This is a genomic window from uncultured Muribaculum sp. (genome assembly GCF_910583865.1).
Lineage (GTDB): Bacteria > Bacteroidota > Bacteroidia > Bacteroidales > Muribaculaceae > Muribaculum.
Genome location: NZ_CAJTYX010000021.1, coordinates 1 through 26182, shown reverse-complemented (window position 1 = coordinate 26182; position 26182 = coordinate 1). Strand labels below are relative to the sequence as shown.

Annotated in this window: 23 protein-coding genes and 1 pseudogene; 2 read left to right on the top strand and 22 right to left on the bottom strand. The window is 57.3% G+C overall.

The window, feature by feature from the left end; genetic code table 11:
* Window positions 1-166: 166 nt before the first annotated feature.
* The 13 genes from QZ303_RS06355 to QZ303_RS06300 all read right to left on the bottom strand — a co-directional run bounded on the left by QZ303_RS06355 (window position 167) and on the right by QZ303_RS06300 (window position 13473).
* Window positions 167-1978, bottom strand: a complete 1812-nt coding sequence (locus tag QZ303_RS06355; protein ID WP_295730726.1) for a peptide MFS transporter — start codon at window positions 1976-1978, stop codon at window positions 167-169.
* A gap of 116 nt (window positions 1979-2094) precedes the next feature.
* Window positions 2095-2532 carry a SufE family protein gene (locus QZ303_RS06350; RefSeq protein WP_295730723.1) on the bottom strand — a complete coding sequence of 146 codons (438 nt, stop codon included), beginning with the start codon at window positions 2530-2532 and terminating at the stop codon, window positions 2095-2097.
* 40 nt (window positions 2533-2572) lie between these two features.
* On the bottom strand, window positions 2573-3568 hold the full coding sequence (locus QZ303_RS06345; RefSeq protein ID WP_295730720.1) for a M28 family peptidase: 996 nt from the start codon (window positions 3566-3568) through the stop codon (window positions 2573-2575).
* Between the two features lie 18 nt (window positions 3569-3586).
* On the bottom strand, window positions 3587-4141 hold the full coding sequence (locus tag QZ303_RS06340) for a DUF3332 domain-containing protein (RefSeq protein ID WP_295730717.1): 555 nt from the start codon (window positions 4139-4141) through the stop codon (window positions 3587-3589).
* 47 nt (window positions 4142-4188) lie between these two features.
* Window positions 4189-5580, bottom strand: a complete 1392-nt coding sequence (locus tag QZ303_RS06335; RefSeq protein WP_295730714.1) for a transglycosylase SLT domain-containing protein — start codon at window positions 5578-5580, stop codon at window positions 4189-4191.
* A 36-nt stretch (window positions 5581-5616) separates the two neighbouring features.
* Complete coding sequence (locus QZ303_RS06330) at window positions 5617-6783, bottom strand: AIR synthase related protein (protein WP_295730712.1); 1167 nt, start codon at window positions 6781-6783, stop codon at window positions 5617-5619.
* 54 nt (window positions 6784-6837) lie between these two features.
* Entirely contained in the window at window positions 6838-7680 is an 843-nt protein-coding gene (locus QZ303_RS06325; RefSeq protein ID WP_295730709.1) for a phosphatidate cytidylyltransferase, read from the bottom strand.
* Window positions 7681-7775: 95 nt separating this feature from the next.
* Complete coding sequence (locus QZ303_RS06320) at window positions 7776-8153, bottom strand: HepT-like ribonuclease domain-containing protein (protein WP_295730706.1); 378 nt, start codon at window positions 8151-8153, stop codon at window positions 7776-7778.
* A complete protein-coding gene (locus QZ303_RS10615; RefSeq protein WP_367268130.1) occupies window positions 8140-8340 on the bottom strand; it encodes a nucleotidyltransferase family protein in 201 nt (66 codons plus the stop codon). Before QZ303_RS10615 ends, QZ303_RS06320 begins: the two co-directional genes overlap by 14 nt.
* A 297-nt stretch (window positions 8341-8637) precedes the next feature.
* The gene (locus QZ303_RS06315) at window positions 8638-9285 is read right to left on the bottom strand and encodes an MBL fold metallo-hydrolase (protein ID WP_295730703.1); all 648 of its coding nucleotides are present in this window, start codon (window positions 9283-9285) and stop codon (window positions 8638-8640) included.
* Window positions 9286-9297: 12 nt separating this feature from the next.
* Window positions 9298-9915: a 16S rRNA (guanine(527)-N(7))-methyltransferase RsmG gene (rsmG, locus tag QZ303_RS06310; protein ID WP_295730768.1), complete on the bottom strand. Its 618-nt coding sequence runs from the start codon at window positions 9913-9915 to the stop codon at window positions 9298-9300.
* Between the two features lie 36 nt (window positions 9916-9951).
* Window positions 9952-11352, bottom strand: a complete 1401-nt coding sequence (gene rmuC, locus QZ303_RS06305) for a DNA recombination protein RmuC (protein WP_295730699.1) — start codon at window positions 11350-11352, stop codon at window positions 9952-9954.
* Window positions 11353-11358: 6 nt separating this feature from the next.
* Window positions 11359-13473 carry a M3 family metallopeptidase gene (locus QZ303_RS06300; protein WP_295730765.1) on the bottom strand — a complete coding sequence of 705 codons (2115 nt, stop codon included), beginning with the start codon at window positions 13471-13473 and terminating at the stop codon, window positions 11359-11361.
* A gap of 187 nt (window positions 13474-13660) precedes the next feature.
* Here QZ303_RS06300 and tilS point away from each other — a divergent pair, with 187 nt between their 5' ends.
* Window positions 13661-15001: a tRNA lysidine(34) synthetase TilS gene (gene tilS / locus QZ303_RS06295; RefSeq protein ID WP_295730696.1), complete on the top strand. Its 1341-nt coding sequence runs from the start codon at window positions 13661-13663 to the stop codon at window positions 14999-15001.
* A 307-nt stretch (window positions 15002-15308) separates the two neighbouring features.
* Here tilS and QZ303_RS06290 read toward each other — a convergent pair whose 3' ends face one another.
* From QZ303_RS06290 to QZ303_RS06275, 4 genes are all read right to left on the bottom strand, one after another.
* Window positions 15309-15893 carry a prolyl-tRNA synthetase associated domain-containing protein gene (locus tag QZ303_RS06290; RefSeq protein ID WP_295730693.1) on the bottom strand — a complete coding sequence of 195 codons (585 nt, stop codon included), beginning with the start codon at window positions 15891-15893 and terminating at the stop codon, window positions 15309-15311.
* Between the two features lie 26 nt (window positions 15894-15919).
* Entirely contained in the window at window positions 15920-17305 is a 1386-nt protein-coding gene (glmM, locus tag QZ303_RS06285; protein ID WP_295730690.1) for a phosphoglucosamine mutase, read from the bottom strand.
* Between the two features lie 87 nt (window positions 17306-17392).
* Window positions 17393-17968, bottom strand: coding sequence for a DUF4827 family protein (locus QZ303_RS06280; protein ID WP_295730687.1), 576 nt, complete (start codon window positions 17966-17968; stop codon window positions 17393-17395).
* A gap of 30 nt (window positions 17969-17998) precedes the next feature.
* The gene (locus QZ303_RS06275) at window positions 17999-19027 is read right to left on the bottom strand and encodes a DHH family phosphoesterase (protein ID WP_295730684.1); all 1029 of its coding nucleotides are present in this window, start codon (window positions 19025-19027) and stop codon (window positions 17999-18001) included.
* A gap of 314 nt (window positions 19028-19341) precedes the next feature.
* Between QZ303_RS06275 and QZ303_RS06270 the strand changes: the two genes are divergently transcribed.
* A complete protein-coding gene (locus QZ303_RS06270; RefSeq protein WP_295730681.1) occupies window positions 19342-20391 on the top strand; it encodes a PDDEXK nuclease domain-containing protein in 1050 nt (349 codons plus the stop codon).
* 431 nt (window positions 20392-20822) lie between these two features.
* On the opposite strand, the gene QZ303_RS06265 is transcribed toward QZ303_RS06270, so the two are convergent.
* The 5 genes and pseudogenes from QZ303_RS06265 to QZ303_RS06245 form a co-directional block, all read right to left on the bottom strand.
* Window positions 20823-22553 (bottom strand): hypothetical protein, encoded by a 1731-nt coding sequence (locus tag QZ303_RS06265; RefSeq protein ID WP_295730677.1) that lies wholly within the window; start codon window positions 22551-22553, stop codon window positions 20823-20825.
* Window positions 22554-22713: 160 nt separating this feature from the next.
* The gene (rimM, locus tag QZ303_RS06260) at window positions 22714-23253 is read right to left on the bottom strand and encodes a ribosome maturation factor RimM (protein ID WP_295730674.1); all 540 of its coding nucleotides are present in this window, start codon (window positions 23251-23253) and stop codon (window positions 22714-22716) included.
* Window positions 23254-23267: 14 nt separating this feature from the next.
* The gene (murA, locus tag QZ303_RS06255) at window positions 23268-24578 is read right to left on the bottom strand and encodes a UDP-N-acetylglucosamine 1-carboxyvinyltransferase (RefSeq protein WP_295730671.1); all 1311 of its coding nucleotides are present in this window, start codon (window positions 24576-24578) and stop codon (window positions 23268-23270) included.
* Entirely contained in the window at window positions 24575-25168 is a 594-nt protein-coding gene (locus QZ303_RS06250) for a DUF4290 domain-containing protein (protein ID WP_295730669.1), read from the bottom strand. The genes murA and QZ303_RS06250 overlap by 4 nt, the downstream gene beginning before the upstream one ends.
* Window positions 25169-25254: 86 nt before the next feature.
* A pseudogene (locus QZ303_RS06245) lies at window positions 25255-26182 on the bottom strand (HipA domain-containing protein).

Genomic DNA, 26182 nt, shown 5'->3' with positions numbered 1-26182 from the left:
GATAACGTTGCGAAATTTTCGCACAGAGCATACAGAGTACGCACGGAGCATACAGAGTCAGAGCACACGGAGAAAAAGGTGATTTCATCTCCGTGTGCTCTGCGCGTTTAATTCGGATGCTTCGGGAAGCATCCCTACGTAGGATGCCTTGCCGGGCGTTTGATTCTCAGATGGCGTCCTCCTCGACGGTCTCAAGCGCGTCGACATCCTTGGCGGGAGCGTCGGACGTTGCGGCTTCGAGCTTCTTCATTATGGAGAATATGAACAGTGCCGAAAGCATGCAGAGGGCGATGAGGATAGACCATATGGCCCATACGGGTATTTTACCCCATAGAATCATAGGGATGCTGACAAGATAGTTGCCCACGGCGGTGGCTGCGAACCATCCACCCATCATCGCACCCTTGAGTTTTGGGGGTGCGACCTTTGACACGAACGATATGCCCATAGGCGAGAGGAGCAGTTCGGCGAAGGTAAGGAGCAGATAGGTTGAGATGAGCCAGTTCGGCGACATGGAGCCGTTGGTGCCTACGAGAGACAACGAGCCCATCACCATCACGCAATAGGCGATGCCGGCCATTACCATGCCGTAGCCGATCTTGCGCGGTGCCGAAGGCTCTTTGCCTTTCTTGGCGAGCCATCCGAAGAGTGCGAGCGAGAACGGTGTCAGGGCCACCACGTAGAAGGGGTTGAACTGCTGGTAAGCGGCGGGGTCGATGTCGGTGACTTCCGAGGGGATCACGTCAATGGCGAAGTATGCCACCACTGCCACGCATATGGCGAGAATCACGCCGCTGACCGCACGGGCCTTGGCTGTGGCGCTCTGGATCATGCTGAACAGCGCGTAGACACCGATCCATATGGCCGTGAGGGCGCCGAGGTTGAATCCGATGCGGGTCCAGCTCGACGAGAAGTTGGCGGTACAGCTCTTGGCGAACTCCGTCAGTGTCTGGCCGTTCTGGTGGAATACCATCCAGAAGAAGATGACCACGGCGAACACCAGCAAGAGGGCCACCACGCGTGCCTTGGTCTGCTCCGGGGTCAGTTCGGGCTGCTTGGGAGCGGGGGTGCCGCTTTTGGCTTCGGCGGGGATCGCTTTTTTATCCTTGATGATATGGGCGTAGGTGCGGCGTCCGAAGAAATAGATCAGGAAGCTGATGATCAACGACACGCATGCCAGGGAGAAGGCATAGCTGCACCCTGTCGAGAAGGCCGTGATATAGTCGGTGGCAAATTGTGTCAAAGACACTCCCGCCTGTCCGCATGCCGAGGCGAAGTCGCTGAGATAGCCGGACAGGAAGGCCGCTACGTCGCCACCCTCGGCCATGCCTTTCTCGATGGCGAAGTCGGTCATGGCGGTAAGCTTGTCGGAGCCGGCTGCCGGCATGTTGACGAAGTTGTCGGTGTCGAGACACCAGTTGCTGACGGTGGCGGCCATGGGGTCGGAGGTCAGGAAGCCGCCGTTGCGCAGGGCCACGTTCTTGAGGGCTATCGCGGCTCCGGGAGCATACATCGAGCCGAGGTTTATGGCCATGTAGAAGAGCGAGAACGCCGTGTCGCGCTTGCCGGCATATCGGGGATCGTTATAGAGGTCGCCGACCATCACCTGCAGGTTGCCCTTGAAGAGCCCTGTGCCCACGGAAATGAAAAGCAGCGCGGCGAAGAGCACCATCATGGACATGTCGGAACGCACGGGGGTGGGCGCGGACATCAGGGCATAGCCGATAAACATCACGGCGATGCCGCTTACCACGCATTTTGAGAAGCTCCATTTGTCGGCAAGCCATCCACCTATGAGCGGCATAAAATAGACTAATGCAAGGAAAATGGAGAAAATCTGGCCTGTCCAGGTGGAGTCGAAGCCGAACTTCGCCTGGAGGTAGAAGAGGAAGATGGCAAGCATCGTGTAGTAGCCGAAACGCTCGCCGGTGTTGGCAAGCGAGAGCACGTACAGCCCTGCCGGTTGGTTTTTAAACATAATGACTGGTTTATTAAATTGTTTCTATTCGTTTCGCACCCGATGTGTGGGGTGGGGTGATGGTGTTGCGGCGGGAGGGTGTTGTAAGATGAGCCATTATGACACACCCTCCTGGATCACTTTCCTTCGCTCTCGAGTTTTGCCTTGTAGGCCACGGCATATAGCTTCATCTGCTTGACGAGTGCGGTGAGGCCGTTTGAACGTGTGGGCGACAGATTCTCCGCGAGCCCTATCTTGTCGATGAAATAGAGGTCGGCATCGGCTATCTCTGGGGGGGTGTGGTCGTTGAGCACTTTCAGTAGCATGCTGATTATGCCTTTCACGATGATGGCGTCGCTGTCGGCTGTGAAGTGGATGAGTCCGCCGGGAGTGAGTTCGGCATGCAGCCATGCGCGGCTCTGGCATCCTTCGATGAGGTATTGGGGTGTCTTGTATTCTTCGGGCATCGGAGGGAGTGTGTTGCCCATGTCGATGATGTAGGCATAGCGGTCCATCCAGTCGTCTATGTCGGTGAACTCGTCGATGATGTCGTCTTGTAATTCGTTGATAGTCATGATGCGGAGATGATGTTATATGTTGTTGTGCGCGCCTGGGTCATTCGGATTTCTCCGAGTAGACCACGTTGGCCACGGTCTGTCCCACGGCCTTCAGCGTGGAGGCGGATATGGCCGGTAGGTCGTCGGCCACGGTGTGCCATTGCGGGGGGAATGAGCCGGTGGCGGGATGGGCGGCGTCGATGATGTCGACGGCAGGTATGCCGGCCCGGTTGATGAACAGGTGGTCGTCGGTGACACCTCCTCCGGGGGCGTTGACGAACCGGTCGGCATATCCGGATGCATCGGCCACGGCCCATATGCGGTCGTTGACGCTGCGGGCGAAATAGTCGCTGACGATCTCGCGGCGGAACACGGCGCCTTCGCCGCCTACCATGTCGAGGAGTATGGCGTAGGCCGGGCGTACGCTCCCGGCGAACGGGTCGGAGCGCAGCCACTGCTGTGTGCCCAGGCACCACGACGTCTCGTCGCCGTCGTCCCCTCCGTCCTCGGCGTCGACCATCAGTATGTCGACCCCGGCGGCAGGTGATTTTTGGCCGAGCTGCCGGGCCAGTTCGAGGAGCACGCCCACGCCGCTTGCCCCGTCGTTGGCGCCGGGCACCGGTTTGTGGTGGTTTGACGGGTCGGGGTCGTTGTCAGCCCACGGGCGCGTGTCGTAGTGGGCAAGCAGGAGCACCCTATGGCGCGCGTCGCTGTTGTAGCGTGCGAATATGTTGGCCACGGGCACGGAGCCTCCTCTGTGGTCGTCGACGGTGGCGCGCTGTATGGCCACGGTGTCAGCTCCGTATGAGCGCAGCTTCCCGGCGATATAGTCGGCGCATGCCGCATGGGCGGGTGTGCCGGGGATGCGCGGGCCGACGCCAACCTGTGCCGCCACATGGCTGTAGGCCGAATCGGCGTTGAAGTCCACCGCGTCGAGCGTGCGTGCGGTTGAGGTCCCGGGGGCGGCTGCCTGCTGTGACGATGCAGTGCGGTTGCCATGGCCTGTGCAGGCCATGGCAACCGGTATGATTACTGCGAGCAGGATTTTTTTCATCCTCACGTGTATGCGTGTTTAGCGGGTGGCGAGCATGGCTGCCGAGGCGGCCTGCTCCTGGTAGGCGAGTACACCCTGTGCGTCGAGGCTTACGCGATGCATCTCGCCGTCGATGCCGATCATGTCCACGCTGTTGTCATCGATCATGGTCATGAACACCACAGGCTCGTCCATCGATGGGGTGCGCACGCTCCATGTCTGCGCGTCGGCGTTGAAGTCGAGGCGCACCGTGCTGCCGTCGTTCTCCGAGGTGATGGTGTAGCCGTTCTTGTCGCAGTCCACGAGGTAGCGTCCGTCCTGTCCCTCGATGACGCTGCGTCCGCATGCCACGGGGTTGTTGCCGCTCCAGAACTCGATGCTGTTGATGACGAGCACGTCGGCGAGAGCCGACACCTCATAGACGGGCACGATCCAGAATGCGATGAACACAAGTTCGTTGACGAACTTGTTGCCTACGGAGTGATTCCACGACAGGATCTTGTTAGTGAGGGCGAAGCTGCCGATGCATGATGTGGTCAGCATTGAGCCTGCGAGCGCAAGCACCATTCCTACGAGAAAATATTTTCTTTTCATAATCTTTAGTTTGGAATTTATAGATTGTTGATATGGTTGATTTTTGTTCAGGGTTTGACATGTTTCCGCGAGTTGTTGTAGAACTCCATCACCTTGCGCACGTAGGCCGTGGTCTGCTTCCCTCGGAAATATCCGTAGCGGCACACCGGGTCGTTGTAGTACTCCGGATTGGCCTTCATAAGCAGGGCGTCGGCCACGTTGCCGTCCCACACCTGCGGGTTCTTGCCGTATTTCCCCGCAAGGGCTATGGCGTCGTAGATGTGGGCGAGTCCTGAGTTATAAGCCGCGAGGGTGAACTTGCGGCGTTCCTCCGGGTCGGGCACCTTCTTCGCCAGCGAGGAGTCGAGCGACTTGATTATCGCGGCGGCAGTGCGTATGTTGGCCTCGGGATTGGTGATCATCGACATGGAAAGCCCGTGGGCGCGCGCCGTGCGCGGCATGATCTGCATTATCCCTCTGGCGCCGGCCCAGCTCACCACCGTAGTGTCGAAACGGCTTTCGGTGTAGCCTTGTGCGGCGAGTATGCGCCAGTCCCATCCGATATCCTTGGCGTATTTGCGGAAAAGCGGATCGTAAGGCGATATCTTCCCTTTCGAAAAATCGATCCTCACGGCGGGTGTCTCCTTGCTCAGCTCGAAATAGCGTTTGAGCAGACGTGCCTGCGCCTTGCGTGGTTCGCTCTGTGCCATCCATGCGGTGATGCTGTCGGCGAGCCAGGGTTTTGCCGGCGACACTCCCCATGCCGAGCGCTGCTCGAAGCTTACGGGAAGCCCGATGTCGAGGGTGTTGTAATATGTGCGGTTGATGCGGGCTATGTCGCTGTCGACGATGGTCAGCGGAATCTCCCCCGTGGCCACCATCTCGATCAGGTCCTCGGTGATGAGCGTGTCGCTCTTCACCTGGTGGATCTTTATGCCTCCGCCAATCTCGTCGTTGAGGTTTTCGAGGCGGTAGAGGTACTTGGACCCGGCCTCGACGTATACTTCGCGTCCGGCGAGCTGCGTGACGTCGGTTATCCTCTCCCCCTCCTTGGGCTGGACGAGCACCTGCGTGGTGATGTTCTCGTTGCCTGCCGGGACCACGTGGGGCTTGTATTCGGCTGTGACGGGTATCTCGTAGGCGGCCACGTCGATAAGCCCGCTGTCGAGCATCTCGATAAGGGCGTTGAGGCCGGGCGCCACGTGCAGGTCTATGGCTATACCCTTGTCGGCGCCGAAGCGCTTCACCATGTCGTAGTCGTAGCCCATCTCCTCCTCGCGGTAGATGAAGTAGGAAGTGGGACTGTAGAGCGTGCCGACACGCAGCGTGTCGGGCAGACGCCGTGCGGCACTGTCGGCATCGCCGGTGCGTGTTGAACCGTTCCCACCTCCGCACGACCATGTCGTGAAGAGGGAGAGCAGCAATATCGCTACCGCAGGTATGCCGGAGATGCTCCGCATAGGCTTCTTGTGCTTCGGAGGGTGGGGGATATGCCTCTAATATTCGAAAGTGCCTTTTTCCGAGATGATGGTCAGGCGGTTGGCGGGAGCGTCATCGACGCGTCCTACGATGCGCGCCGGTATGCCCATCGATTCGGAGATGGCGATCACACGCTCGGCCATCTCGGGCTTCACGTAGATTTCCATGCGGTGGCCCATGTTGAACACCTTGTACATCTCTTTCCAGTCGGTACCCGACTCGCGCTGTATCAGGTCGAAGAGCGGGGGCACCGGGAATAGGTTGTCCTTCACCACATGCTTCCCTTCCACGAAGTGCATCACCTTGGTCTGCGCTCCCCCCGAGCAGTGGACCATGCCGTGGATGTCGGGGCGCATCTCGTCGAGCAGCTTCTTGATGACCGGGGCATAGGTGCGGGTGGGCGACAGCACGAGCTTCCCGGCGTTGACGGGCGAGCCTTCGACGCTGTCGGTCAGGGAGCATGTACCCGAGTAGACAAGTTCTGCGGGCACTGCGTGGTCGTAGCTCTCGGGGTATTTCTCGGCAAGGGCGTGGCAGAACACGTCGTGGCGTGCCGATGTAAGTCCGTTCGACCCCATGCCGCCGTTGTATTCATGTTCGTATGCGGCCTGGCCGTAGCTTGCGAGGCCCACGATCACGTCGCCTCCGGCTATGTTGGCGTTGTCGATCACGTCGGCGCGGCGCATGCGGCATGTGACGGTGCTGTCGACGATGATGGTTCGCACGAGGTCGCCTACATCGGCTGTCTCGCCGCCGGTGCTGTAGATGCTCACGCCCATCCCGCGCAACTCGGCGAGCAGCTCCTCGGTGCCGTTGATGATGGCGGCGATCACCTCGCCGGGGATGAGCATCTTGTTGCGCCCGATGGTGGAGCTTACGAGTATGTTGTCGGTGGCGCCCACGCACAGCAGGTCGTCGATGTTCATTATCAGCGCGTCCTGTGCGATACCTTTCCAGACGCCGAGGTCGCCGGTCTCGCGCCAGTACATGTAGGCCAGCGCCGATTTTGTGCCCGCACCGTCGGCGTGCATGATGTTGCAGTAGTCGGGATCGCCGCCGAGATAGTCGGGGATGATCTTGCAGAACGCTTTGGGATAGAGTCCCTTGTCTACATTCTTGATGGCGTTGTGCACGTCCTCTTTCGAGGCCGACACGCCGCGTAGGTCATAGCGTTGGTTGCTCATAGGTGTATCTTGTGAGAGTTACTTTGTTTCGTGGAGAATCGTGAAGAAGAGGGATCAGATAAACAGGAGGTAGGCCAGGGTGGCTATGGATACGACAAGGAGAGAGTCGATGCGGTCGAGTATGCCGCCATGGCCGGGGAGCAGCTTCCCGGAGTCCTTTACCCCGATGGTGCGCTTGATGAGCGACTCTATAAGGTCGCCCCAGGTGGCGAACACGCAGGTGATTATGCCCAGACCGACCATCAGGCCCATGTCGAGATAGAAGTATTCCGGCCAGATGAGCTTTGCGGCCACGCTCGCCCCGATGCAGAAGGCCATCCCTCCCCAGAAGCCTTCCCACGACTTCTTGGGGGATATGCGCGGGAAGAGGCGGTGGCGGCCGATGGCCGAGCCGACGAGGAACGCGCCGGTGTCGTTGAGCCATATGAGGATGAACATCATAAGCACGAGGTGCGCGCTGATGCCGTAGACATATTGCAGGGCCATAAGAGGGAGCGCGATGTAGATCTGCGCCATAAGCGACTTGGCCAGGGAGTAGAGCGGGCGCTCCTCCCTGGAGTAGAGGGTGTAGACCATGCGGAGCAGCAGCAGCGAGAGCCATATCCCCCATGCCGCCATGCCGCCGCTGTAGCGCATCGACATCCATCCCGCCGTGATGAGTGAGAGGGTGGTGGCCACGTCGATCCATGTCGAGGGGGATGTCCACACGACGGGGGCGGTCTTGGGCGCGCCGTCAGAAGGCGTCCGCGTGTTGCCCAACGAGGTATATTCTATGATTGCCGGGCCTCCGAGGAGCATGCACAGTATCCAGAACGATACCGGGCCAAGGAGCACGCCGGCAAGTATTATCGCCACATATAATGCACCCGTGATAGTGCGCAAAATGAAATTTTTCATCTTTCAGTTCTTGACACGCAAATTTACGAAACTTTTCTGTAAAAGTACCGACAAGAACCTCCCAAACTGCCCTTCTTCCGTAGCCCGGCTACCCATTATTCAAGATGGGATATCAGTTTCGGTATGACTTTCTTTAGTGGGTCAAGGTCGTTATTGACCACATCGAATACGAAGTCGTCGTCAATATCGAAATATCCATGGGCGATATGGTCACGCATGCCCATTATGCTTTTCCAAGGTATCTCAGGGCATGCATGATTGAGGAATTCATTGTTGGTGTGCCGATTAATCTTCTTTACACTTTCTCCGATGGCCTCAAGCAACATACATGTTGCCGCAAGGGTTTTCATACCGTCAGGAGTGCATCTGTAGTTGTCGGCTGAGGTTATTTCTTCGCTCCATATCTCAATTTGTTCGATTGCATCTTTGATTTGGATCAGGGCATCGACAATGATTCCGTTATCGTATGACATATATTGCGTCTTTCTCTATTTGTGACAAAAAGAACGGGCGTATATTCTTATGTCGGCGTATAAGGTCTACCGGATTTTCCAACAGGCTTTCAAGAAACAATTTCAGTCCTACGACAAGTGTCATTCTGGATGGCATATCCACGAATACGTCTACATCGCTGTCCGGCCTGTTGTCCCCTCTGGCCATCGAACCGAACAAGCATAAGGATTTTACTCCGAACTCTTGCCGTATGTAGGGAGCTGCTTCGTTAAGTCGGTTGATACATTGCTGTAACGTACACATAACCACGATAGATTATATTATGTCGCAAATATACGGATAAGTCGAGCGTAAAAGCAAATTTATTTGCTTTTACCGAGCGTGAGTATATAGCGTTTACGCAAATATACGGATAAGTCGAGCGTAAAAGCAAATTTATTTGCTTTTACCTGGTGTGAACCGCTTGTAACCGGGAAATAATGTCCGTGGCTGTCAGGACCGTTGTCAGCGGAGGTAGGGGTTGGAGCGCTTTTCGGCACCGATGGTGGTCGGGGCGCCGTGGCCCGGGTAGACTACGGTGTCGGCGGGGAGGGTAAGCAGTTTGGCGCGTATGCCGTCGATGAGCAGGCTGTGGTTGCCCGCCACGAGGTCGGTGCGCCCGATGCTGCCTTGGAAAAGGACGTCGCCGGTGATGACGAATCTCGACTCCGGGAAGTATAGTACGACGCTCCCGGGGGAATGGCCCGGAACGGCGAGCACCACGGCCTCCTCGCTGCCTACAGTGATGTGGTCGCCGTCGCCGATCTCCACGTCGGCCTCCACCGGCTCGACATTGCTGCCCGAGAGTCCGAACATACGGGCCTGCGCGGGCGTCTGGCGTCCGAGGAAGGTGTCGGCTGCAGAGGCTTTCAGCTCCACTCCGTAGCGGCTGCGGATATGTGGCACGCCGAACACGTGGTCGACATGCATGTGGGTGTTGATGAGCTGCGTCACGTTCAGCTTGTTTTTCTCGATGAAGGAGTCAAGAACGGCCTCTTCCGACTTGTCGATCATGCCGGGGTCGATGATGACGGCGTCGAGAGTCACGGGATCCCACACGACGTAGGTGTTGATGCCGAACATGTTGAACTGGAAAACCTTGATCTGTAGCATGGTGGATTTGATTTAGATTTGTGCGTAGATGAGTTTTTTCGTGAGGAAAAACTCTTCGTCAAACCATGTCGAGAGCGATTCCTCGATTATGGGACACCGCAATCCGGAAAGTTCACCCTGCAAGTCGCCGCCTTTCAGCACGATCACTCCGTTGGGATACCCGTTTTTGCCACCCTGGGAGATGTTTTTCTTCACAAGTGGTATCATGTCGTCGAGGCGCATCACGGCGCGGCTCACCACGAAGTCGTAGCGGCGTCGGCACTCGCCGATGTCGCCATGCTGGAATGTGACGTTGGTGAGCCCGATCTGCGCGGCGATGTCCTCGGCCACGCGTATCTTCTTGCCGATGCGGTCGATGAGGTGGAAGTTGCATTCCGGCCACAGGATGGCCAGGGGTATGCCGGGGAATCCGCCACCGGTGCCCATGTCGAGAAACGTGGTGCCGGGGATCGGGTGGATGAACTTCGCGATGCCCAGTGAGTGGAGCACGTGGTGCTCGTAAAGGTTGTCGATATCCTTTCGCGAGACGACGTTGATCTTCTCGTTCCATTCGGGGTACAGCCTCCCGAGCGCTTCCATCTGCGACTTCTGGCGCGGGGTCAGGGTAAAGTATTTTTCGATTATTTCTATGCCCATGTAATGTACAACAGCTTACGTGGTGAAAAGTTAGAATGTGTCGGTCGGCGCGGCTGATGACGTGCCTGATGATGCCGTGTCGGACGATGTGCCGTCGGCGAGGAGCATGTCGGCCTCAGGCTCGGGCAGCGGCGACCCGGCCTTCTCCTTGGCGCCCATGTCGCGCAGGCGTCTGGCGGGCACCATCAGGCTCTGCCGTCCGTTGACGAGCTTGTTGGCGCTGTCGGTGAAGGCCTCCTTGGCCTTGTCGATGCGCGCGCCTATGTCGACGAAAGTCTTGTAGAAGTCGCCCACGCGGCCTATGAGCAGGTTGGCTTCCTCAAACACCTTGCGCTGGCTCTGTGCCTGCACCTCCTGGCGCCATGCAAGGTGGATTATGCGCAGGGCCGCCGTGAGGTTGCACTCGCCGGAGATGAACACTCCCTCCTTCATGGCGTCGCGCCACAAGGTAGGCTCCACGCTCATGGCGAGCTGCAGGGCAGCCTCGTTGGGGACGAACATTATCACGTAGTCGAGTGACTGGCGAGGATGGAGTATGTAGCGCTTGTAGTCCTTGGCGGCGAGCTCGCGCACGTGGGCGCGCAGGCTCTTCACATGGCGTCGCAGGGCCTCCTCGCGTACTTCGTCGGTGTCTGCGCCGTTGTAGTCGAGATAGGCCGAGAGGCTCACCTTGGCGTCGATTATGAGGTCCTTGTTGTCGGAATAGTGGAGGATCACGTCGGGTATCATGCGCTTGTCGGTCGACTCGTTGAGCACGGGCTTGCCGTTCTTGTCGGTGATGGTCGACTGCACCTCGTAGTTGATGCCCCGGCGCAGCCCCTGGCTGTCGAGTAGTTCCGACAATATTACCTCACCCCAGTTACCCTGGGTCTTGTTCTCGTGGCGCAGGGCGCGTGCGAGCTTGTCGGCCTCCGCGCCTATGCCTGCCGTACGCTCCATTATGTCGGTGATGGCCTGGTGGAGCGAGGCGGTGTTGCGGATGCTGATGTCGCGCGAGGCGTCCATGGCCTCTTTCATCTCCTTGATGTGCTGGCGCAGCGGCTGCAGCACGTTGTCGATGTCGCGCACGTTGGCGCGGTTGAGGTCGGCGGTGCGTGCGGCAAGCAGGTCGGCGGCGGTGGCCTTTAGCTGTTCGCGGGCCATGTCGAGCTGTTCGCGGAACCGGCGCGCCTGCTCGTCGCCGCGCGCCTCGGCGGCCTTCATCATGGCGTCGCGTTGTTCAAGCTCGCGGGCGTGGGCGGCACGGTCGTCGTCAAGACGGGTGCGCAGCATGTCGTTCTCGGCCTTGAGCGCGGCGACCCGGCTCTCGGCCTCGGCCTTCTCGACGGCAATCGCCGTACGGGCCGCCGCCGTGCGTGAGTGCCCCCATAGCAGTCCGATGGCGAGTCCTGCCGCTATGCCGATGATAAGGAATAAGAGGTAGGTGAACACGCTATGTCAGTCTTTTTTCGTTGGCACGGGCTGGGGCATGGCAGGCTTCGTCGGCTCGATGCCGTCGCGTTCGAGGAGGGCGTCGATGGTAGGCTCCTGGCCACGGAAACGCTTGTAGAGCGTCATGGGATGCTCCGTGCCGCCGCGCATCAGTATGTTGGTGCGGAACGAGTCGGCGGTCTTTTTGTCGAATAGCCCGTTGCGCTTGAACACCGAGAAGGCGTCGGCGTCGAGCACCTCGGCCCACTTGTAGCTATAGTAGCCGGCGGCGTATCCTCCGGAGAATATGTGGCTGAACTGGGGCGAGAACATGCATCCTTCCACTTCGTCGAACATGGCTACAGGCTCCGTGGCGCGGCGCTCAAGCTCGGCGGGATCCTCTACACGGGTGGTGGCGGTGTGCCATGCCATGTCGGTTAGCCCGAAGGCGAGCTGGCGCAGGCATGCGTAGCCGGCTCCGAAACGCGAGGTGTCGATGATCTTCTCGACAAGGGCGGCGGGGATAGGCTCGCCGGTCTGGTAGTGGCGCGCGAACCCATCGAGGAATTCCTTTTCGGTCAGGTAGTTCTCGTTGAACTGCGATGGAAGTTCCACGAAGTCGCGGTAGACGTTGGTGCCGGAAAGCGAGGCGTACTTGGTGGAGGCGAACAGCCCGTGGAGGGCATGGCCGAACTCGTGGAGGAAAGTCTCTACCTCATAGGGGGTGAGCAGCGAGGGCTTCGTGTCAGTGGGCTTGGTGAAGTTCATCACTATTGTCACCTGCGGGAGCACCGTGTCGCCCTTGGCGTCGATATACTCTTCACGGAAGTTGGTCATCCATGCGCCGGGGCGCTTGGTCTCGCGCGGATAGAAGTCGGTGTAGATCACGCCCATCACCTTGCCGGCGGGGTCGAGCACTTCGAACGCGCGCACGTCGGGGTGGTACACCTCTATGTCGGTGTTGGGACGGAATGTCACGCCGTAGAGCTTCGTGGCCAGGCCGAACACGCCGTCGATCACGTTGTTAAGTTCGAAGTAGGGGCGTAGCGCCTCCTCGTCGTATTTGTATTTGGCCTCTTTGAGCTTGTTGGCCCAGTAGCTGTAGTCCCACGCGTTGATTTTCACGGGCTTGCCGGTACTTTTGGTGGCGAACTCTGTTATCTCGGCAAATTCGCGCTGCTGCGCGGGGCGGTAGGCCTCGGCGAGGCGGTTGAGGAGGTCGTAGACGTTGGCGGTGTTCTCGGCCATAGTCTTTTCAAGTCCGTAGTCGGCGTAGGTCTCTTTGCCGAAAAGGTTGGCCATCTGACGTCGGGTGTCGGCGATGTCGCTCATTATCTCCATGTTGGAGTATTCTCCCTTGGTGTTGCGGGAGTTGTAGAGGCGATAGAAGCGCTCGCGCACGGCGGGCGAGTCGGCATATTTCATCACGGCCATGTAGGTGGGCTGGGCGAGGGTGAAGCGGTAGGCCCCTTCGCGTCCTTTCTCCTTGGCCGACAGCGCCGCCGCTTCGAGCACGCTCGCGGGGAGTCCCGACAGTTCGTCGCCTGAGAGCCATATCTCGTAGGTATTCAGCTCTTTAAGCACATTCTGCCCGAACCGTGTGGTGAGGTCGGACAGGCGCGAGGCCAGACGGCGGTATTCCTCGCGCTTCTCGCCTTCAAGGCCGGCGCCGCTGCGCACGAACGAGTCGTAGGTGCGCTGCAGCAGCATCTCGTCCTCGGGGTCGAGGTTGAGCGAGGCTCGGTTGTCATAGACCTCCTTGATGCGCTTCCACAGGCCTCGGTTGAGGGTGATGCCGGTGGAGTGGTCGGAAAGTTTCGGCGACAGGCGCATGGAAATCTCCATCAGCTCGTCGTCGCTGTCGGCGGAGAGTAGCGGATAGAAGGTGCTGAGCACGCGGTTGAGGTCGGCGCCCGAGCGTTCGAGGGCCACGATGGTGTTGGCGAACGTCGGGGCATCGGGGTTGGCGACGATCGCGTCGATCTCCTCGTTCTGGAGCTTCATGCCGCGGTCCACGGCAGGCTCGTAGTCGGCGTTATGCACGCGGCTGAAAGGTATGGTGCCGAGCACGGTGGTGGTGTAGTCGGCGAAAAACGGGTTGTTGGCCGCAGGGGTTTCGGCGGCCGCCTGGTTCTGGTTCATAAGCATGAGGGTTGAAGCCATCAAGGCTGCGGTAAGCTTTTTCATATGCAGCTCGGAGTTGTTTAGGTCGATTTTTTTATTGAAATGATTTACATCAGTCCGGGATTTGACATTTTGTGATAAGATTAAATCAGTTCATCCCACACAAAGTTACGCTTTTTCATGCAGTTTTGCTACCTTTGGCCTCATGAAACATCCATTTGAGGAAAAAGTGAGGGGAGCTATTGCCCGCGAGGGGTTGCTGTCCGATGGTGAAAAAGTGATTGTGGCCCTTAGCGGCGGGGCCGATTCCGTGGCGTTGCTGTCGGTCATGACGGCTTTGGGTTATCGCTGCGTGGCGGCCCATTGCGACTATCATCTGCGCGGCGAGGAGTCGGAGCGCGACCGCATGCATGCCGAGGAGATGGCACGGCGACATGGTGCGGAGTATGTCGAGAAGCATTTCGACGCGTCGACATATTGTGCCGAGCGCGGTGTGTCGCTCGAGATGGGATGCCGCGACCTGCGCTATGAATGGTTTTCCTTCCTTTCGAAGCGAAATGGCGGGGCGCCTGTGGCCGTGGGCCATCATAACGACGACAACATAGAGACCCTGTTCCTCAATATGTTGCGTGGCACGGGGCTGACCGGTATGACCGGCATGAAGCCGCGCCACGGACTGGTGGTGCGCCCGATGCTCGACGTTACGCGCCGCGAGGTGCTCGGCTATCTCGCCGACAAGGGGCTGACCTATGTCACCGATTCGACCAACCTGCTCAACGACGTGAAGCGCAACCGCCTGCGCAACGTGCTCTTACCGGCCATCAGGGCATACTTCCCCGACGCGCAGACCACGCTGACGCGCTCGGTGCGCAATCTGTCGGGAAATCTTGCGCTCTATTCCGAACTGATTGAGCGTTGCGGCGCAGCATATCGCGGGCATGGAGGGAGCATCGACGTGGCCCGCATGAGCGCTGACATGTCCAACGCCCAGATGATGCTCTACGAGATGCTTCGCGGCTACGGCTTCAATGCCGGACAGTGTGAGGAGATGATAGCAGGGGCAGCCTCGACCGAGGCCCTGCGATTCTATGCGGGCGATCATGTGGGCCTCCTTCACCGTGGCACCCTCGTCGTGCGGTCGAAAAGCGGTGATGCCGCTCCCGGCGAGGAGAGCTACCTGATGGAGCCGGACGATCCGTCGACGTGGCCCGAAGGGTTCATGATAGAGCGCATCGCGCCCGGGGATGTGGTGTACGACAGGAGCGGGCTGACACTTTTCCTCGATGCCGACAAGCTCGGCGGCCGACGTCTGGTGGCCCGTCGCTGGCGCATGGCCGACAAGATCGCGCCTTTCGGCATGAGCGGCACGCGCCTCGTTAGCGACCTTTTCAGCGACGCCCACTATTCCCCCATCGACAAGGAAGAGGCCTGGATAGTGACCGCCGGAGGCCAGATAGTCTGGGTAGTCGGCCTGCGTACCTCGCGCCACATGACCCTCGGCAAGCACTCCTCCCGCGCCCTCCGCATCTCCTTCTCCAAACCTTAGACCCCGCTCCTCCCCCGCTTCCCTGCCGGATGATCCGGCGCAGTCATGGTTGGCAGGCCATTGTCACTCTCTCTCAATCTGAGAATGGTTTATAGTCTCTTCAACATAGAAAAGGTCTCGCTAATGGATTTGTTGCGTGTGAATATGCCCCTCAATGGATCATGCCGGAATCCACTGGTGTTTCAAGTTCGTCACCAACTTGGTGACGAATTATATCATCTTGATTATAAGACTTATGCTATGCTTAGTATGAGCTATATTGCTGTCTGAAAAGCCAGAATGCGCTGGTGTAACCTGCATCATGCCGTTACTCGGTGGGGAGGGTGACCCAGGTGTGGGTGTGGCCGGTGGCGGGGATTACCTTGTCGAGGAGGTCGGAGAGTAGGAGGGCGATGGAGGCGGTGTTGACACACGGATGGCAGGCGTAGGTCTCTATGCCGCGCAGGTCGCTGTCGATGATGAGGCGCACCTTGCACCCGGTGTCGTGGATGAGTCCCATGGGCGATACTGCGCCGGGGGAGATGTGGAGCAGTTCCATCATGGCCTCGGACGAGGCGAAGGACAGCCGCGCGCACCCGAGCTGCGAGGAGAGGTATTTGGTCTTGAAGGGCTTGTCGGCGGGTATCATCAGGAGGTAGTAGTCGGTCTGCTGCCGGTTGGTCAGAAACAGGTTCTTGAACACCGGGGCGTCGAGGCGCTTGCGCACCGCCTCACACTCCTCCATGGTGAACGCCGCAGGATGGCACAACGTGGTGTAGGCGATGCCGAGCCGGTCAAGAAGGTCGTAGACGGCGGTCTCCGCGTCGCTGCGCACGGTGTCATCAACGGGACGCCCGACATATCGTGTGATGTCGGGCGTCTGAAATGATGGGTTTACAGAGTTTTCCTCCATATATTCTATTATGAGTAGCGAAACCTTTATGCGAGGCTGGCCATCACGTTCTTTATGTCGAGGGCCAGGGCATCGGCTTCGGCCATCGTGGGGGCTTCGGCGTAGATGCGGATGATAGGCTCGGTGTTGGATTTGCGCAGGTGCACCCAGCGGTCGGCGAAGTCGATCTTCACGCCGTCGATGTCGGTGATTTTCTCAGAGGCGTATTTCTTCTTCATCGCGTCGAGGATCGCGTCGACGTTGATGTCGGGGGTAAGCTCGATCTTGTTCTTGGCTATGGCATACTGCGGGTAGCCGGCCTTCAACTCGCTCACTTTCTTGCCGCTCTTGGCCAGGAGGGTGAGGAAAAGGGCCACGCCCACGAGGGCGTCGCGGCCGTAGTGGGCCTCGGGGTAGATGACTCCGCCGTTGCCTTCGCCGCCGATTACCGCGCCGGTCTCCTTCATCTTGGCCACCACGTTGACCTCACCTACGGCTGCCGGCGAGTAGCTGCATCCGTGGGCTGCGGTTACGTCGCGCAGGGCACGCGACGAGCTGAGGTTGCTGACGGTGGCGCCGGGGGTGTGCGAGAGCACGTAGTCGGCCACGGAGACGAGGGTGTACTCCTCGACAAACATCTCGCCGTTCTCCATCACGATGGCGAGGCGGTCTACGTCGGGGTCTACGACGAAGCCCACGTCGGCGCGTCCGTCGCGCATGAGGTCGGCGATCTGCGTGAGGTTTTCGGGGATAGGCTCCGGGGTGTGGGCGAACTTGCCCGTGGCCTCGCAGTTAAGCTCTATGATGTTGTTGACGCCAAGGGCGCGCAGGAGCTTGGGTATGATGACACCGCCTACGGAGTTGACCGCATCGACAGCCACGGTGAAGTCGGCCTTGCGGATGGCGTGGGTATCGACGAGCTTTAGGTCGAGCACCTGCTCGATATGGCGGCGTGTGTAGGTATCGTTGGTGTAGACATGCCCGAGATTCTCCACGGTGGCGAATACATAGTCGTCAGCGGCGGCATATTCGAGCACTTTCTTCCCCTGTGCGGCGTCGAGAAATTCGCCATGCTCGTTGAGGAGCTTCAGCGCGTTCCATTGCAGGGGGTTGTGCGATGCTGTAAGGATGATTCCTCCGCAGGCCTTCTCCATCACCACGGCTATCTCCGTCGTAGGCGTGGAGGCGAGACCGATGTTGACCACATCGAATCCCATGCCGGCGAGAGTGGCCGTGACGAGGTCCGACACCATGGGTCCGGAGAGGCGTGCGTCGCGACCCACGACGATTACGTTCGATGTGCCGGTGGTGGTTTCCTTGATGAAGCGGGCGTAGGCTGCCGTGAACTTCACTATGTCAAGCGGGCTTAGCCCTTCTCCGGGACGGCCGCCGATGGTGCCTCGTATGCCGGAAATGGATTTAATAAGTGACATTGGCTGTTTGTGATAAGATAAGTGTGAAAGTATGAATGTCGTGCCGGGACATGCTTGAAAGTTCGTGAAAAGCTCTCAAGCTCCCGGTCAGATATTGCTCTTGTAGTAGCGCACGCGGTACATGTAAGGAGTGACGGCGGCAATCTCGCTGTTCATCCCCACCTGCGAGCGTATCACAAGCTCCACCTCGCAGTCGTAGTGGAGGTAGTCGAGCGGGCGCTGTAGCCCCTCGCCCCATTGCGTGGATGAGGTCGACTCCATGTTCTGGTAGCGGAAGTTGAACTGGCTCAGAGGGCTGTCGTCGTTCCCCTCGCCGTCGGGGAGCTTGCCGTCGGCGTAGGAATAGAGGTTGTAGCGTGTGAAGCGCATGTAGACCAGGTCGTTGTATTTGGCCTTAGGGCGCGACGGGTCGTCCTTGATCACGCGCATGTAGACGTTGCCGTCCTCGTCCATGCGGTAGTAGGGGGCGTTCTCGCCCTGGATGAATATGCTGTCGGCGGGCACGTCGCCTATTATGCGCTGGTCGGCGAGGTAGGCGTTGATGTACTTCGTCTCGTCGTTGAGCAGTTCGGCGTAGCTTTTTGTGTGGCTGCATGCGCTCAGTGTTGCGAGAGCCGCGAGGGCCACAGGGAGCATGAGCAGGATATTGCGGAGTTGCTTCATATGTTTCTGTCGGTCGAAAATATGTTGGATTTATTGTTGAAGGTACTTCTCAATGTCGGGGAATGTGGAGCGGAACACCTCGATGGCTTCTTCGAGGGTGCACTTCAGCTCGCCGCCGGCGGCGTTGACATGTCCTCCCCCGTGGTAGTATTTCGTGCAGATGAGGTCGGCGCGGAAATTGCCGGTGCTGCGTGTCGACACCTTGATCTGGTCCTTGTCCTGGCGCAGGTACACGGAGTAGACCATGTTCTCGATGCCCAGGGGGGTGTTCACCAGGCCCTCGTCGTCGCCCGGATGGTAGTCGTAGCGCTTAAGCTCCTCCTGGGTGAGCACGATCAGCGCCGTGTGCAGCTCGGGGAATATCTCCATGCGCTCGGCGATGGCGTAGGCGTGGAGCTTGAGGGTGGAGGTGCTGCGGGTGTTCATCACCTTCTTGTAAAGCTCGTCCTTGTTGATACCCTTGCGGAGCAGCTCGGCGATGATGATGTAGAGGTCGGGGTCGTTGGAGTTGTAGGTGAAGTTGCCTGTGTCGGTCATCATGCCGGTGTAGATGCATGTGGCGGCCTTGCGGTCGATGCGGTCGAACAGCTCCAGGCGGCACAGCAGCCTGAACACGAGCACCGACGTCGACGATTGCTCGGGGTGCGATATGGTGACTGCCGTGAACGGCTCCGGGTCCTCGTGGTGGTCGATCATTATCTTCGGCGCGGGTGACGAGGCAAGCTCGTCGCGCATGCGGTCCACGCGGTAGAGAGCGTTGAAGTCGAGGCAGAACACCAGGTCGGCGTCCTGCAGCAGTTGGTGTGCGAAGTCGGGGTAGAGCGTGTAGGGCACCACCTCCTTCACCCCCGGCAGGAACCGGAGATTGCGCGGCGGACGGTCGGGGGTCACCACCTTCGCCTCCTTGCCTATGTTGGCAAGCGTGTGGGCCAGGCCGAAGGCCGAGCCTATGGCGTCGCCGTCGGGCGACTTATGGCATGTGATGACGATGCGCTCGCTCTCTTCCAGAAGCTTGCGCACTGCCTTCACGTTGTCCTCGTTTATGACGGATTTTAGCATAACTCACAAAGGTACGCAAAAAACCGCTATCACCCCAAACCTCCCTCCCGATTTTAGTATTTTTTCAGTGGCGCTCCATTACGCGTATGATTACGCGCTCGTGGGCCCACGCTCGATAACGGCTGTCGGGGAGCGGAGCCGTAGATTCGAGAACTAACTGCGGATTCCATAGATTCCGTGGATTCAAAAACGAAGCGAAGATTAAAGAACAAAGTCCGTTTTTCATTCCCGGTTGCGTAATTCCTCGATTTTATTCCTTAATTTTGCTATTATAGGTGAAACCTGAAATGTTAGACTTTGGTAATAATGGGATTATGGAAGATTTAACCCCTACATATGGTTTGGAAACGGCCCTCTATGATGATGTTTGCACCATCATTGAAGATACTCGCTACCGTGTTGCCGTATATGTCAATTCGGAAGCATGTTTGATGAATTGGCACGTCGGTAAGCGTATCAAAGAGGACGTTTTATTCAATAAACGAGCAGAATACGGGAAGCAAGTCATAAAGCGGCTTGCAAAAAAATTGAAAGAGCGATATGGTAGCGGGTGGGGGTATGAAAAGCTCAAACATTCGGTACGCGCTGCGTACACTTTCTCGGAAGATGAAATTAGGTACGCAGTGAGTACCCAATTAAACTGGACTCATCTCCGTTCTCTCATGTCAATAGATGATCCTCTGAAACGGCAGTTCTATATGGAAATGTGTCGTATCGAGAGGTGGAATACAAGGACATTAAATGAAAAGATTGACGAACAGCTATACGAAAGAACAGCTATAAGTCGCCGTCCGGAAGAAATGATTAAAGCAGAACTCCGGCATGTCAAAGAAACCAATGAGCTTCTTCCCGATATTGTATTCCGGAGTAGTTACTTTCTTGATATGCTCGGTCTGCCCGATGTGTTTTCCGAGTCCGAACTCGAAGATGCCATACTTACACAAATCCAAGAGTTTCTCCGTGAGTTTGGTACGGATTTCGCTTTCTTAGACCGCCAGAAACGGATACCGGTTGATGGGGTGACTTATCGCCTTGACTTATTGTTTTACCATCGCGGGTTGCGCAGGCTCGTTGCTGTTGACCTCAAATTAGGCCGCTTCAAACCTGAGTATGAAGGGCAGATGCTGCTTTATTTGCGATACTTGAACCATCACGACCGTAAGGAAGGTGAAGAATCACCCATAGGATTGATACTTTGTTCGGAAGGCAATACGGAACATATTGAATACCTTATGCTTGATGAGACCTCGACTATCAAGGTGGCTCAATATTATACCAAATTACCCGATAAGAAACTGCTGTCGGAGAAACTTCAGAGAGCTATTGCCGTGGCAAAAGAGCATTATAGAATCGAGAAAGAATAGAGAATACCCTTTTTATTTCATTGTGCATATCATTTGTTAGAAATACTGAGGGGTTGTTTTTGCGGATTTAAGTACTTTCTATAGCATAGTTGAGGATGTTACAAAACAATGTATTGGAGCGTATTGTTGGATATCGGGTTATAGGTCCTGCGGTGAACCACGCCCTTCCCGGGCTGCCAGCAAAATCGATATTCGCTTTTCCCGGGCTGCGCTACGCTACGCCGGGGGCTAACCGGACCATCGAGCCTCCGGCTCTCCCATGGCGTATCATTCTTGGCTTCTGTTATTCAGACAAACCCTAAAGTTCTGTATGGCTTGTCTTTGGTGTGCGTGTTGTGGCTGTGAGAATAAGTGTGGTATATAAATAACGACCGGATGTGGCAGTGGATTCTGCGGCATCCGGTCGAGTATGATTGTGGGATTTGCCGGTTTTAGCGGACGATGACTTTGGCCACCGATGTGCCGCGACGGACGATGTATATTCCGGCTTCGGAAGGCTCGGCGATCCTTACTCCACGGAGATTGAAGTATTCGGCAGGAGTGTCGGTAAGCCGTGCGTCATCGATTTCATCGATAGCGCTTGACGAATTGGATTTTACCGAGATATTGTCGATGTATACGTTGGTGATCGGGCCTTCGTGGCGCGTTGCGTCGATTTTTACTTTCAGTACGTTGCATTTTGCGCCAAGTGAAACCGGGATTGACACTTCATGCCACCCCGGCACGGTCTCGGAAGATGGTTCTGAGGCATATACATTTTCCCATTCCCCACCGTCGCGGCTTATGTAGGCGGTCACTGTATTCTTGGTCGCTTCGGCGCATACGTCATAGAGATGGAATTTGAAATCAACACCATCCACACCCTTCGTGTCAATTGCAGAGGAGATCAGGCTCTCCGTCTGTCCGTCGGCAGAATGTCCGTAGAATTTACATGAAGCCATTCCGCCGTCGTTGTCTTGCGGTGTTACGTCGAGATAATCATCCGAGGGGAAGTAGTACATCAAGGCGTCCGGAATGAACTCCCACGCTTCATATCTGTAGTATGGGTCATCCTGCGTACTTTCGAGAATCCATCCACGGTGGGCCAGCTTCTCCGAAGCAAAGGATTCGCAGAATGGAAGCTTTGCAGGTGCGCCTACGCTGACGGGCTTGTGCTCGGCTGCCGTCATGCTTGTGCCGGCATCGTTGACTGCCTCGATGACATATGTGACTGTAGCCGCTTCGGCAAAATCAGGCTTGTCGACATACTCCGTGCCCCGGACTCCGGAGATGGCGGTCTCGGTTGTGCCGTCATTGAATTTGCGAGTGATATTGTAGGTGGTCGATTCCGGATCGAAGCATCCTCCACGGTAGCCTTTCTCCGGCATATCCCAGGTCATACGCGCGGTTTCATCCTCTACGACACATTTGAAGTTGCGCGGAGTGCCTGGAATGTCGAGTCCGGTATATGTGTCGGCTTCAAGCCCTTCGCCCACGCCGGCGCTCCCGGATCGGGCTACAGCCCGGTAGTGCAACGATTTCCCGAGGGGAATGTCGGTGAGCTGCCATGTGACGGTGGTGCCTGGCTGCACATCTTCGATGGAATGTATTGCCGTCCATGTCCAGTCGATGGACTCCTGGATTTCGATGGTGAGCGGCGATGTGAGCGTCACCCCTTTGTCGCTGAGGGAAGGTGCGGTCACCGAAAAGTTTACAGTGCCCGTAAGATGGTCGGGCGTAGTGGCGGAGAAAGCGGTGATCTGCCCCGGGTTGATTCCGGTATATATGGTGGTATATGACGAAGTGCCGTGCTCGTCATCCACGTAGCATGTCAGCTTGTACTCATATTTGCGGTCTGCTTCTACCTCCTTGTCGATGAATTGGAATTCTTTCCCGGGAGTTACATCTGTCACTCGTCCTATTTCATAGTCATTGTCATACCATGATGTTCCGGAAATGTGCCGCTCTATGAGTACGTAGGAGATGTATGGCAGGTCCTCCTGAAGAAATGTCTCCCAGTCGAATTCCGTTTGGGTAGGTGCTGTCGCCGAAACCGTGACAGTGTTTGCCACCGCGTCGTATGTCGACTTCTGTCCGCGTGGCGATTCCGGCGTGTAGGTTTTGGCGAATGCCGTGCCCCCACAGATTGCAAGCATCAACACGAAAGGTAAAAATTTGATCATAATGAAATTGGTTTTAGTGAATGTATCGCAAAGTTAGTGTTTGGCGCGATACGATACAAACATTTTGCCAATTATTCAGATGCTACGGTTGCATTATGTCAAAAAGTTTTGCCTTGTTGATGGGGTCTTATATTTCCGTCGCGGGGAGTGGGATGCGGTGTCAGAGGTCGAGGATGCCGTCGGGGAGCGACATGCAGAGGGTGCGGGTGTCGGTGTCGATGGAGGTGATGAATTCGTCGGCCACGGGGAGGTAGACGGTGTCGCCGTCGGGGGTGGCGATGATGAAGAGGACGTTGTCGGTGGAGTCGTCGATATCCTCTACAGTGCCTATTGTATGGCCGTCGGAGTCGTCGGTGACGTTGTATCCCACAAGGTCGGAGGCGTAGAGTCCGTCGGGTTCGGCATCCGCCTCGTCGTCAAGGAGCACGCCGTCGGCTTTCAGCACAAATATCTGCCGGTTGGTCAGCTCGGATGCCTCATGCTCGTTGCTGATGTCGTCGAGCGCCACTATGAATGTGTCGTGGCGCTTCTGCCTGATCGAGCCTATGAAAAACGGCACATATATGCCGTCGATCATAAGCACGATGCGCTTCATGGCGTCGGCGTCAATGTCGGCATCGACGTATGCGTTCAGCTCCCCGTTTATGCCGTGGGGCTTTCCGAAGTGGCCTATCTCTATGAGTTGGTCTGCGGTGATCATGGAGGACATGTGTCTCAGTCGGTGACGCGGATTATCTTGGCTCCTATGGCGTTGAGGCGCTTGTCGATACCTTCGTAGCCACGGTCGATCTGGTCGATGTTCTGGATCTGGCTCGTGCCTTTCGCGCTCATGGCGGCTATCAGCATGGCTATGCCGGCGCGTATGTCTGGCGACACCATGGTGGTGGCCCTGAGCGAATTGAGCCTGCCCGAGCCGATGACTGCGGCGCGATGCGGGTCGCAGAGTATGATCTGTGCGCCCATGTCGATGAGCTTGTCTACGAAAAACAGGCGGCTCTCGAACATCTTCTGGTGGATGAGCACGCTGCCACGCGCCTGTGTGGCCACCACGAGAAACACGCTCAACAGGTCGGGCGACAGCCCGGGCCATGGCGCGTCGGCGAAGGTCATGATCGAGCCGTCCATGAATGTCTCTATCTCGTAGGAGCCGCGCTCGGGAATCACTATGTCGTCGCCATGTCGCTCGATGGCCACGCCAAGGCGGCTGAAACTGTCGGGGATTATGCCGAGGTCGTCATACGACACGTCGCGCAGGCGTATCTCGCTCCCGGTCATCGCCGCCATGCCGATGAAGCTCCCCACCTCGATCATGTCGGGGAGCACACGGTGGGAGGCGCCGCCGAGCGAGTCCACGCCGTGGATAACGAGCAGGTTGGAGCCTATCCCCTCGATTTTCGCTCCCATGGCCGTGAGCAGGCGGCACAGTTGCTGTATGTATGGCTCGCACGCGGCGTTGTAGATGGTGGTCGTGCCTTTGGCGAGCACCGCCGCCATCACGATGTTGGCCGTGCCGGTGACCGACGCCTCGTCGAGAAGCATGTAAGCGCCCTGCAGCCCGTCGGCCTTCACCTCGTAGGCCTTTATGTCGGAGCGGTATTCGAGCGACGCGCCGAGCTTCTGTATGCCGATGAAGTGGGTGTCGAGGCGTCGGCGCCCTATCTTGTCGCCGCCGGGCTTGGGGAGCACGGCGTAGCCGAAGCGGGCCACGAGCGGGCCGAGCAGCATGACCGACCCGCGCAAGGCGGCCGCGCGCCGCCGGTATTCGGGCGTCGACAGGTAGGCTATGTCTACATTCCCGGCGGTGAACGCGTAGGAATGCGGCGAAAGCCTTTCGACCTTGCATCCCATCTCGGCCAGGAGCGAGATGAGGTTGTTTATGTCGAGTATGTCGGGGATGTTCTCCACCACCACGCGCTCGGGCGTGAGCAGGGTGGCGCAGATAATCTGTAGCGCCTCGTTCTTGGCACCCTGCGGCGTGATGTCGCCATGCATGCGGTGGCCGCCTTCGACTATGAACGTGCTCATTTCTTTTTCTTTTTCTTCTTGGACGGGGTGGGTGGGGCCACTACCTTGAACTGGTGTAGCCGGCATGTCGACGGGTCGAGGCGTATGGCCCCGTGGCTGTAGTGGGCGAGGTCCTTGAACACCTTGGCGTCATCGACACCTTCGGGGTTTATGGCCAGCAGCATCTTCTTCATATGGTTGGCCAGCAGCATTATGAGCGCGTCGCGCTCTTCGCCCGGCTCCATGTGGGAGGCGGTATCAATCATAGCCTCAAGGTTGTGGCCGTAGTGGCGGCTGTTGATCCCCTTGCCGGGGTAGAATACGGGCTGCGGGCGCGACTCCAGGCTGTCGGGGCGGATCACCTCGAAAGGATAGTCGATGTCCAGGCGGAAGCCCGACATTATCGCCAGATGGTCCCACAGCTGTTGTTCGTACCCTTCTTTCTGCTTGATTTCGGGGAAGAGGTTGAGCATGCACTCGACAATCGTGCGGGCGCAGGCGTTGCGCTCGTCGCGGTTCTCTATAGTGAGGCAGTGCTCCACCATCTGCTGTATGTTGCGGCCGTACTCGGGGAGAATCAGACGGCTCTGCTGGGTGTTGTATGTAAGCATTCGCAAAAGAAACTTTTCCTCAAAGATACTGCTTTTTTCCCTCCGGTGCAAATGCCGGACTGAATTCCCGGTATGTACACATGATGTCAGGAGGGGATTAATCCAAGGCGTGTCGACATCCGCGTTATCAGCTCGATATACTGCTCCTTCATATCCTCCGGAAGAAACGAGTCCTTGATAAGTCTTTCCCATGCCGGCATGGATCTTTCAAATTTTTTGAAGAGATTGCCTATCGCCTTTTCGTCCATGCCGCTGTCGAGCATCGCCTTTTCGAAATCCTCGCGTTTTATCCGTTTCTTTTTGCCGTTTAACGTCAGCGCAAGTTCCTCGTCATCCTCCGGCATCACAATTGCCGTTGAAAGGAGGTCGTATGCAGGCGTGAGCATGTAATCGCCGGACGGACGATACAGAGAAAAGTTTTTGAGATGCATGTCGGCGTTGCCGGTAAGCCATGAAAATATTACAATCTCCCAGAAATTAACGACATCAAGAATCGGGGCTGAAGAATATTTACGTATAAGCTTTGCAATCCGTTCATATGATCCTTTATATTTGTACTCGGTCAGCCTTTCGGATAGCTGGCACATATCCTCCATGGCTATTTTTGCCTCCTTTCTTGTCCTGTCGATACGCCGGGTGATATAGCATAGCTCGCCGTCGGCGAAACGGATCAGCGAGTGTGGAACGGTCTTTATTCCTGACGCTTCGGCCATATGCATGGTCACATCCTCTATCTCGGGGAGATTGGGGAAACGGTCGGTCTGGGGCTTCAGGATGAAACGTCCCCAAAGTCCGACTATGGTGAATCTCTGGGGCGTATTCTTTCCGCCATGTGCGATGTCGAGCGATATTTTTGCTTGTACTCCGGTCACGGTGGTGCTTGCCCTGACAATTTCTCTGGCAAGCTCCTTGATATTGTCGCGGGTATATGGCAGATCCGGAACGGAAGCGGATTCGAAAATATTACTGTCCGCTAAACTTTAGAGGGCGATTGAAAAATAGGACCGATTCCAT